Origin of the sequence: Limnospira sp., from assembly GCF_051859755.1 — a bacterium.
Lineage (GTDB): Bacteria > Cyanobacteriota > Cyanobacteriia > Cyanobacteriales > Microcoleaceae > Limnospira > Limnospira fusiformis.
Genome location: NZ_JBIMLI010000161.1, coordinates 1 through 9,761, shown reverse-complemented (window position 1 = coordinate 9,761; position 9,761 = coordinate 1). Strand labels below are relative to the sequence as shown.

Sequence of the window (9,761 nt, the reverse complement as noted above, 5' to 3'; positions counted from 1 at the left end):
AAAGCGCCTAACGCACCCTACGGGAGGGAATTGGTGCGTTACGGCGCTGATGAAATTGCTTGAGTTGGATTCCCGTTGGAAAAAGCGCCTAACGCACCCTACGGGAGGGAATTGGTGCGTTACGGCGCTGATGAAATTGCTTGAGTTTAATTGCCGTTTTCCAAAGCGCCTAACGCACCCTACGGGAGGGAATTGGTGCGTTACGGCGCTGATGAAATTGCTTGAGTTGGATTCCCGTTTTCCAAAGCGCCTAACGCACCCTACAATGTTTCTGTATGCCTAAATTATAAACCCAAAGCCTAATAAGAAGCAAGTCCAAAAGTGAACGGAAACGGCGATGAATTTGCAATTGCTAACCTGTTGGGGTTGATGATGATATTCTCGGACATGGCGACATAATTGAATGGCTGGGAAAACTCCGGCAAAACTTAACAAAGTCCAAATTGGGAAAAATCCGCCGAGGACTCCAATTAGGGTTAATCCGAAAATACTACCACAAAACCAGGGTAAAATTTGCGCGCCGCGTTGGGTCCCTAAGCGGACAATAGGCGATCGCTTTCCGGCGGCGATATCATCTTCTACTTGGTGAAAATGGGAACAAAATAATATTAAGCTGGTGGCTATTCCGACTATAAGGGAGACGGCTAAATTCAGCAGTGACCAGGTTTGGGTTTGACTATAATAAACGGCGGACATTCCTACCGGTCCGAAGGCAAAAAAGCAGAGAAATTCCCCCAAGCCTTGATAACCGAGACGGAAAGGCGGCCCCTGGTAAAGATACCCTAAAAAACAGGAGAGGATAATTAACCCCAAAACGGTTAAATCTTGCTGCCACCAACAGATTAACATAATTTGGGCGATCGCCACTAACAGGCACAGATTACCAATGGTTAAAATTAGGGCTTTATTCCCGGTTAAATTCACGAGAGAATGATGTTTATTTTTATCGATGCCAGTCTCGGAATCAAAGACATCATTAAGTAGGTTTTCCCAAGCTAAGATTAAAATAGCGGCGGTTAGGAAAGCCATAAACACGCCCCAATTTATTAAACCAGTCTCCGACTTGGCGAGGGCAGTTCCGACCCAAATAGGCATAATAGCGACGCTGTACATGGGTGGCTTAATGGCAGCTAACCAAAGTTTGGAATTGGAATCAGCAATCAGTTTTGTAGTCATCATTTATTAAGTGAAGATGGTCGGCAAAAATCTAGTTTAAACGAGGGAGGGAATGGGGGAGGATCGGATATTTTCTACAATTAGTTTAAAGTTATCCGACGGCACAATGGTAATCCCTCGGCGCACGGGACGCACGGGACCCAAATCGGCGAGGGAAAATTGACAACGGCTGAGGACGATCGCCAAGATGATTTTAATCTCAAATAGAGATAATGCCATGCCGATACAACTGCGAGAACCTCCACCAAAGGGGAAATATTCATAGGGGGAAAATCGACGTTCCAAAAATCTCTCTGGTCGAAATTTTTTGGGTTCTGGGTAGGTTTGCGATCGCATCTGTGCTAGGTGAATACACGGCACTAAGATAGTACCAGGTTCAAAGCGATCGCCGCGAATAGTCACAGACTCACGCACCACACGAGGCTGAGAAATTAAAGCAATAGGGTGCAGACGCAAAGCCTCCCGACAAACTGCTGTTAAATAGGGAAGTTGCACCGCCTGCGTCGGGTCGCTATCACTTCCGAGGGTCTGCAATTCGGCGACAAGTTGATCTCTAATGTGGGGGAATTGATGAATTAAATAAAACACCCAAGCGGTGGCTGAGGCAGTGGTATCATAACCTAGCAACAATAGGGTGATAATCTGATCACGCAATTCGCGATCGCTCATACCCTCGCCGTTTTCGTCCCTGGCGGAAATTAGCAAAGATAGGACATCTTCCCCTGTGGCTTCCCGGCGGCGATCGGCTATGACAGTATAAATCAGATCATCAATTTGTTGTCGCTGTCGGAGAAATTTGCCCCAGGGACTCGCCGCACCCAGATCTTGCTGTAAAGCCGGCCAAAAAAACTGTAGGGAGTTGAGGGGGGAATTCACCCATTCTAAATAGGTTTCTAGGGTCTGTTGCAGTTGGTCATACAAATAACCGGGACCCAACCCCAAAACTACCTGCAAAATGGTTTGTAGGGACATTTGGGCGGTATACTGGCGGATAGAGATACAATCGCCAACAGACCAGTTTTCAGTCACGGAGTGGGCAATATTGGCGATCGCCTCACCATAGCGGGGTAGTTGCTTCCCGTGTAGGGGTGGCATTAACAACTGTCTCAAACGTTGGTGTTCCGACCCGTCTTTAGCAATTAAAGACTGTGGCCCGGTCAGGGGTTCAAATACATGGGTAATGCGTCCTAATTCTAGTTGATCAGCCGGACACAGACCCTCAGAACCTGCAAAAATTGCCTCGATCGCCTCTGGATGACTAAAAAAAACCACCGGCGGCGAGTTGTTACCCAAAACCCGCAGAGTAAAGCGATCGCCATATTTATCGGCACAGTTTTCTAGGTATTTGGGAGGATCAATAACAAGCTGCAAAATTTGCAGGGGGGACATTAATCTAGGGCCATCAGGCAGTTTCATGAGTATAGTCGAATGCAGCCAATTCAGTGGTGGGTCAATCCATAATACCACCGCCTTATCCCCCTCTGACCCTCTCCTAGGGCCGGATTTGTTAAGGTTTATTACCACAGACCACCCAGTGGCGATCGCTAATATTGCCTTTTCTACAGCCTAGTGGCATAATTCCCGAACTGATTTTTCCCAATTGTCGGCTAGGTCAAGCCTCCCAAGTCTTGAACCAATATCAGTCAGTGTTGTATATTGCTCTCATAACTGACCTTCTGGGCGCAAAGGCTGTTTTCTTGGTAACATCCCTATATTGATCTGTTATTCTATTCTATGCTGGCTGTACCTCCTCCCCAATTGCTTTGGCAAGACCGCCGGGAACTGCATCGCTTTCTGTGTGAGTGCCAGCAAAATTGCCTTGTCAATTCTGACCCTCAAATTATTAGTATTGTTCGGGAAATTGATGCGGTTGACCCTCTCCGGTTTCTGGAAGCATTCTTAACGGAAGATAAGCCACATTTTTATTTTGAAAAAGCTCAGTCAAAACAGGCGATCGTCGGCGGGGATGCTGCGGTAAAATTAACTATTAACAACGGGGAAAGATTCGCCAAATCTCAAGAGTTTATCGATGCTTGGTTTCGCCGAACGATTATCGCTGGATCGGAGTCTAATTTAGCCGCGCCCGCTTTTTGTTGTAGTTTCACCTTTTTTCAGGACAATTATCAATCCAATTCCGAACATTATTATTTGAGGAATTACCCGGATGTAGATAACTATCATTCCCGCCCGGTGTTCCCCGCCGCCACGGTATTTTTGCCAGCTATTCTACTGTATCAAAAAGGCGATCGCTATACTTTGTTAATCAATGTTTTGGTTGACAAAAAATCGGACATTGAGGCTGTAACTGCCTCTATATGGGGGAAAATCGACAAGGTTAATGGTCTGCAAAGTGGCAGAATACAGTCGGAAATCACCAATAAATTACACCCGCAAACTATTTGGATCAATCCACAAGTGGGGGAATTTCATCATTCTGTATCGGAGAATTTGCGGTTAATTTCTACTGGAAAACTCAGTAAAGTTGTGCTATCCCAAGCCTTTGATATTTGCTCAGATACACCTTTTCGGCTCATCAATTCCCTGGCAAATTTGCGATCGCTTTATCCCGACTGCTACATTTTTTCCACGGGAAACAGCCAAGGTAAAAACTTTATCGGTGCTAGTCCAGAGCGTCTAATTACAGTCAATCAAGGTAATTGTAGCACCGATGCGCTGGCAGGTTCTGCCCCCCGTGGGGAAACCCAAGCAGAAGATACAGAAATCGCCCACCGCCTCCTCTCCAGTGACAAAAACCTACGGGAACATCAAGCCGTAGTCGATTTTATCATCGAACGTCTATTGCATCTAGGCTTGACCCCAGAGCGATCGCCAAAACCCAGACTAATGCAGTTATCCAATATTCAACACCTGTGGACCCCCATAACCTCCCCCATATCCGCCGATATCCACCTCTTAGATATATTGGCGAAACTACACCCGACCCCCGCCGCCGCCGGGACTCCCTGCGAAGTAGCGATCGCTCAAATTAGGCAATACGAAACCTTTGACCGCTCCTTATATGCGGCTCCTTTGGGTTGGGTAGACTATCATGGTAATGGGGAATTTATCGTAGGTATCCGTTCTGCTTTGATAGATAGCGATCGAGCTAGACTGTTCGCTGGGGCGGGAATAGTCGCTGGCTCCGAACCTGAGCAAGAATTAGCCGAAATTCAACTTAAACTACAAGCACTGCTCAGGGGTTTAGTATAACACAAAAATCGCTGGATTAACTGCTCATTATGGAAATTCGAGATCTGGGTGAACAGGGGTTATTAGCAATGGTTAAAAGGTTTTGTCCCCTAGAAGTAGTGGGAGATGATGCCGCTGTCCTCAGTCCCGTTGCTGATCAGTCCCTGGTGGTGACAACTGATATGTTAGTCGAAGGCTGTCATTTTAGCGATCGCACTACCCCCGCCATAGCAGTAGGATGGAGATCAGTATCCGCTAATTTGTCAGATCTGGCAGCCATGGGAGCCTCTCCCCTAGGAATTACCGTAGCTTTGGGGTTGAGAGGAGAAACACCTATTAACTGGGTTGAACAGTTATATGAGGGGATGGCTGAATGTTTAGACCAATTCCAAACCCCAATTATCGGCGGCGATATTTGTCGCTCCCCTATCAATACCATCTCAATTACTGCTATTGGTACAGTTGCGCCCCAACGAATTATTAAGCGATCGACAGCACAACCAGAATGGGCGATCATGGTCAGCGGCGCTCATGGTCACTCCCGAGCCGGACTAGAATTGCTGCTAAATGAGAATTTAGGTGCATCCCTATCAGAAACCGAAAAGCGATCGCTTCAACACCATCATCAGTATCCGCAACCGCGACTAGATATATTACCCAGCCTACAAAAGCTATGGGATAGCGATCCTCACCTAATTATTGCTGGTATGGACAGCAGCGATGGTTTAGCTGATGCGATCGTGCAGATCAGCCAAGCCAGTGGAGTGGGAGCTAGAATCGAAGCCCAAAAACTGCCCCATTCCAACTCCCTTTTCCAACTAGCCCCAGCAGAGACCGTCCTTGATTGGGTACTCTATGGCGGCGAGGATTTTGAGTTAGTTTTATGTCTACCATGCGATCGCGCCCAACAACTGATCAAACACATTCCAGGAAGTGCCATCATTGGTGTTACCACAACAGAGACCGAAACCATCCTACTTACAGGTACTCACTCTAACTCAGAAATTATCCTGACCCAAAAACAGGGATTTCAGCACTTTTGATCTGAACCAAAATCCCCCTGAGTCCCCTTACCAGTGTTTAGCCACAATCTCAGCCAAGTCTACAACCCGTTGGCTGTATCCCCACTCGTTGTCATACCAGGCCACAACTTTAACCAAGTCGCCACCCATAACCATTGTCAAACTAGCATCAACAATAGAAGAAGCATTATTTCCGCGATAGTCACTAGAAACCAGAGGCAGATCGCTATAAGCCAGAATTCCCTTCATGGGTCCTTCTGCCGCTTCTTGGAGAGCCTTATTCACTTCTTCGGTGAAAGTGGTTTTCTCCACCTGAGCCACAAAGTCCACCACAGAAACGTTAGGGGTGGGAACCCGCATAGCAATCCCATTCAGCTTACCTTTCAGTTCAGGAATCACCAAAGCCACAGCCTGAGCCGCACCAGTAGAGGTAGGAACAATATTCAGAGCAGCAGCCCGCGCCCGTCGGACATCCCGGTGACTAGCATCTAACAAACGCTGGTCGCCAGTGTAACTGTGGGTAGTGGTCATCGTTCCTTTGATGATCCCGAAATTATCTTGCAACACCTTGACCACAGGGGCTAAACAGTTAGTAGTACAACTGGCATTACTGACAATAACATGGGCATTGGGATCATAGTTATGGTCATTGACACCAACTACATAGGTTCCAATATTGCCACCTTTCCCTGGGGCAGTAATCAGAACCCTTTTCGCACCAGCAGATAAATGCTTCGATGCTCCCTCTTCCGTAACAAATACCCCTGTCGCTTCAATGATCAGATCGATACCCCATTCACTCCAGGGGAGGTTAAGAGGATTACGGTCAGAAACGCACTTAATCGTCTTACCATTGACAATCAGGGAATTCTCATCAGCCTTGATATCGGCATCATGCAAAGTCCCCAACATTGAGTCATACTTCAGCAAATGAGCATTGGTCTTGGGGTCGGAAGTGTCATTGATAGCCGTAACTTCCAGATTAGTATTTTCCCCTCTGGTCAGCCAACAACGCAGAAAGTTACGTCCGATCCTGCCAAAACCGTTGATTGCGACTTTCATCACCTTGTTTCTCCTAACGATAGTATTGCCCAACTAAGGCCTACGCCTTCTATAACGTGAGTTTATCTTGACCCCAATCATACCCTAAAGGCTGACCTCTTCTGAAGTTTAGGTATCGAAACTTTTGGTTTGATGTCCCTGGTCAGTTCACAGCAAATCCTCCATTACCCTAGATCCCCACTGGTAGAGAGCCAATTGCTGATCTGGGTGTGCTATTGTGCCTTCCCTCATAGTTAGGGGGGATTCTGCTTCCGGGTGCGATCGACTATGATTAGGGGCGCATACTTAGGATAATTAAGGCTCCGTGATCAGATCTGGGGAGGAAATGATGACCCCAAATGCCCTCGCCTGAAGCTATGGGAGGCCTTGAGTCTCAGATATCATCCGCCCCGGTTGGCCTTGCTCCCCACCTAATTGCGGGCAGGTAGGATCCGGTCATTTCCGATTTTCGGGAGTATGTAGTATACAAATACCATAAAGCGTTCTGCCTCCATCGGAGCGATCGCCTTTTAATCTTGTAATTGCCATACTTTGCTATGGTTGAGTTTCCAACAAGCGGCAATTATTGATATGATAATCGCCTGTTGGATGTGTGGTGTGGTGTGGTGTGTTGAGGAATAGTTAATGCCTAATACTGTCGATTTTAATGGCAGGCCATTTCATTTCATTGGCATTGGTGGCATAGGAATGTCAGCCCTTGCCTATATTTTAGCCCAGCGAAATTTGCCTGTCTTTGGCTCAGACCTGCAAAATAGCCATATCACAGAACGATTGGAAGCCATGGGGGCTCATATTTTTGGGAGTCAAGATGCCAGCAACTTTGACATTTTTAAAACCCCCAAGCATAATTGGGAGTCAATGGCTTCTGGGCTATCAGGCAAAATCTCGTCAGAGAAAGCCACTTTACCCAGAGAATCATCTTCGATCGCTCAGTTAGAACAGCAACTGCCACAAGTTATTTGTTCAACAGCTATCCATCCCGAAAATCCCGAATATCAAGTCGCCCGAGAGTTAGGATGTCCGATTTTTCATAGATCAGACCTACTAGCCGCTTTGATGGCTGAGTACCAAAGTATTGCCGTAGCCGGGACTCATGGTAAAACTACAACCAGCAGCTTGATTGCTTTTCTATTGCTCAAAGCTGGTTTGGACCCGACAATTCTGGTGGGTGGCGAGGTGAACGCTTGGGAAGGAAATGCCCGCGTGGGACATAGCCCTTATTTAGTAGCCGAAGCTGATGAGTCTGATGGTTCCCTAGTCAAACTAGCATCCCATATAGGGGTTGTGACTAATATTGAACTTGATCATCCTGACCACTACAAAACTCTTGATCAATTGATCTCGACCTTTAGGATTTTTGCCAATCAATGTGAGACTATTGTGGGGTGCATTGACTGCACAATGGTTCGAGATTACCTTAAACCTACCATTAGCTACAGCATTAACTCCCAGTTTAATGCCGACTATACTGTTGATGCTGTTCAATATCTAGCTGACGGCATCATGGCTCAGGTTTATGAGCGAGGTGAGGCGATCGGTCTGCTAAAGTTACAATTGCTGGGAGCCCATAATCTCAGTAATGCTTTGGCAACCGTGGCTGTGGGTCGGTTACTCAATTTGGAATTTTCTGTGATTGCTCAGGCGATCGCACAATTTCCTGGGACTAAACGACGCTTTGAATATCGGGGGAATTATGGGGGTATTCAATTTGTTGATGATTATGCCCACCACCCTAGCGAAATTCGAGTGACACTTGCTGCTGCTAGGGGGCGGCTTCAAAATTCCAGTGGTCTTAGCTCCACCTTATCGGAAGCAGCCATCACGCCTGTTCATCCCGGTTCGGAAATTAAACGAGTGGTCGCCATTTTTCAGCCCCACCGGTACAGTCGCACCGAAACCCTTATGGAGGATTTCGCACTGTGCTTTGGTGATGCAGACTTAGTTATGCTCACCGAGATCTATAGCGCCGGAGAAGCCAATCCGGGCAGGATTAGTGGTCAACAATTAGCCACGCGCGTTGCTGAACATCATCCCCATGTCGATTACCAGTCCTCCCTAGAGGCGGTGAAAACTCGCTTGTGTCAACTGCTCAAACCAGGAGATTTGGTCCTGTTTTTGGGTGCTGGCAACCTCAACCGAGTAATTCCAGAGGTGATGGCATTCTTTCAATCCGATGACAATTCTGGCATCAATCCCACTGTTACTGCGTAACTGGATATTAACTCATGTAATGTGCTGATTAAATTACAGGCATTTCTCATTAAAGAAGTATTTGATTATGGTCATGACTGTTTCCTCTGGCTCCCTAGGTCAAGTGAACGGAAAACCGGAACGCTCCATCACCCTCCTGGGTAATGACTGTGTGATCCGGTCTAAAGTTTCCTTAGCTTCTCTAACCTCGTTTCGGGTGGGAGGCCCCGCCGACTGGTATACTGCACCGCAAAGATTAGATCAGTTACTAGCTTGTTTGGAATGGGCTAATGCCGAAGAACTACCGATTACTTTATTGGGCGGCGGTTCCAATCTTTTGGTGAGCGATCGAGGTTTGCGCGGTTTGGTGATTGGTACTCGTTATCTGCGACATACTCACTTTGACCAGGAAACTGGACAGCTTACGGTCGGTTCGGGTGCTTCTTTGCCCCGTTTGGCTTGGAAAGCTGCTCGTATGGGTTGGCGTGGCTTAGAATGGGCGGTGGGAATTCCGGGAACTGTCGGAGGAGCAATAGTTATGAATGCTGGCGCTCATATTTCTTGTACAGCAGATATTTTAGTTAATACCCATATCCTGGAACGTTCGGGAACTCTCCAGGTTTTACCCCCGGAAAAATTGGGCTACCGCTATCGTACTTCTAATCTACAGGGAAGCGATCGCCTAGTTACTCAGGCTACATTCCAGTTACAGCCCGGTTATGACCCAGAACAGGTTATGGCTGAGACTACAGAACATTTCCAACAGCGAAGGCTATCTCAACCCTACCATTTACCTAGTTGTGGCAGTGTTTTTCGTAACCCTGGACCCCATAAGGCCGGCTGGTTGATTGAACAAACGGGATTAAAGGGTTATAAAATTGGTGGCGCTCAAGTGGCTGAACGCCATGCTAACTTTATCTTGAATTGCGGCTCGGCTACCGCTAGTGATATCTTTCAACTGATACACCATGTTCAAGAGCGAGTTCAGCATCAGTGGTCCTGTTTGTTAGAGCCAGAGGTGAGAATCCTCGGAGAGCATGATTTAATCTCAAATTAGGTTAACATTTTAGGGCAATACGGTATAATAAGCGAGAAGAGTTGAGGATAAACCTATTGCCAGAT

Annotated in this window: 8 protein-coding genes; 5 read left to right on the top strand and 3 right to left on the bottom strand. The window is 47.0% G+C overall.

Features of this window, described 5'->3' with window-relative positions:
• Nucleotides 1–279 precede the first annotated feature (279 nt).
• Together menA and ACTIE0_RS20675 are read right to left on the bottom strand one after the other, a co-directional pair.
• Nucleotides 280–1,176 (bottom strand): 2-carboxy-1,4-naphthoquinone phytyltransferase, encoded by an 897-nt coding sequence (gene menA / locus ACTIE0_RS20680; RefSeq protein ID WP_035759563.1) that lies wholly within the window; start codon nt 1,174–1,176, stop codon nt 280–282.
• 36 nt (nt 1,177–1,212) lie between these two features.
• A complete protein-coding gene (locus ACTIE0_RS20675; protein WP_006669573.1) occupies nt 1,213–2,592 on the bottom strand; it encodes a cytochrome P450 in 1,380 nt (459 codons plus the stop codon).
• On the opposite strand from ACTIE0_RS20675, the gene ACTIE0_RS20670 reads away from it, so the two are divergent.
• From ACTIE0_RS20670 to thiL, 3 genes are all read left to right on the top strand, one after another.
• Nucleotides 2,591–2,746, top strand: coding sequence for a hypothetical protein (locus ACTIE0_RS20670; protein ID WP_006625487.1), 156 nt, complete (start codon nt 2,591–2,593; stop codon nt 2,744–2,746). The genes ACTIE0_RS20675 and ACTIE0_RS20670 overlap by 2 nt on opposite strands.
• A 164-nt stretch (nt 2,747–2,910) precedes the next feature.
• Nucleotides 2,911–4,386 (top strand): isochorismate synthase, encoded by a 1,476-nt coding sequence (locus tag ACTIE0_RS20665; RefSeq protein WP_006669574.1) that lies wholly within the window; start codon nt 2,911–2,913, stop codon nt 4,384–4,386.
• 29 nt (nt 4,387–4,415) lie between these two features.
• A complete protein-coding gene (thiL, locus tag ACTIE0_RS20660; protein WP_006669575.1) occupies nt 4,416–5,408 on the top strand; it encodes a thiamine-phosphate kinase in 993 nt (330 codons plus the stop codon).
• Between the two features lie 27 nt (nt 5,409–5,435).
• Here the strand turns inward: thiL and ACTIE0_RS20655 are convergent, their stop codons facing one another.
• Entirely contained in the window at nt 5,436–6,449 is a 1,014-nt protein-coding gene (locus tag ACTIE0_RS20655; RefSeq protein ID WP_006669576.1) for a type I glyceraldehyde-3-phosphate dehydrogenase, read from the bottom strand.
• A gap of 624 nt (nt 6,450–7,073) precedes the next feature.
• On the opposite strand from ACTIE0_RS20655, the gene murC reads away from it, so the two are divergent.
• Both murC and murB read left to right on the top strand, forming a co-directional pair.
• A complete protein-coding gene (gene murC, locus ACTIE0_RS20650) occupies nt 7,074–8,660 on the top strand; it encodes a UDP-N-acetylmuramate--L-alanine ligase (RefSeq protein WP_006625492.1) in 1,587 nt (528 codons plus the stop codon).
• 67 nt (nt 8,661–8,727) lie between these two features.
• A complete protein-coding gene (gene murB / locus ACTIE0_RS20645; RefSeq protein WP_006669577.1) occupies nt 8,728–9,696 on the top strand; it encodes a UDP-N-acetylmuramate dehydrogenase in 969 nt (322 codons plus the stop codon).
• The last annotated feature ends 65 nt before the right edge of the window (nt 9,697–9,761 follow it).

Coding starts and splice junctions, on each gene's coding strand:
- menA (WP_035759563.1), bottom strand. CDS start 1,176: ATGACTACAAAACTGATTGCTGATTCCAATTCCAAACTTTGGTTAGCT.
- ACTIE0_RS20670 (WP_006625487.1), top strand. CDS start 2,591: ATGAGTATAGTCGAATGCAGCCAATTCAGTGGTGGGTCAATCCATAAT.
- ACTIE0_RS20675 (WP_006669573.1), bottom strand. CDS start 2,592: ATGAAACTGCCTGATGGCCCTAGATTAATGTCCCCCCTGCAAATTTTG.
- ACTIE0_RS20665 (WP_006669574.1), top strand. CDS start 2,911: ATGCTGGCTGTACCTCCTCCCCAATTGCTTTGGCAAGACCGCCGGGAA.
- thiL (WP_006669575.1), top strand. CDS start 4,416: ATGGAAATTCGAGATCTGGGTGAACAGGGGTTATTAGCAATGGTTAAA.
- ACTIE0_RS20655 (WP_006669576.1), bottom strand. CDS start 6,449: ATGAAAGTCGCAATCAACGGTTTTGGCAGGATCGGACGTAACTTTCTG.
- murC (WP_006625492.1), top strand. CDS start 7,074: ATGCCTAATACTGTCGATTTTAATGGCAGGCCATTTCATTTCATTGGC.
- murB (WP_006669577.1), top strand. CDS start 8,728: ATGGTCATGACTGTTTCCTCTGGCTCCCTAGGTCAAGTGAACGGAAAA.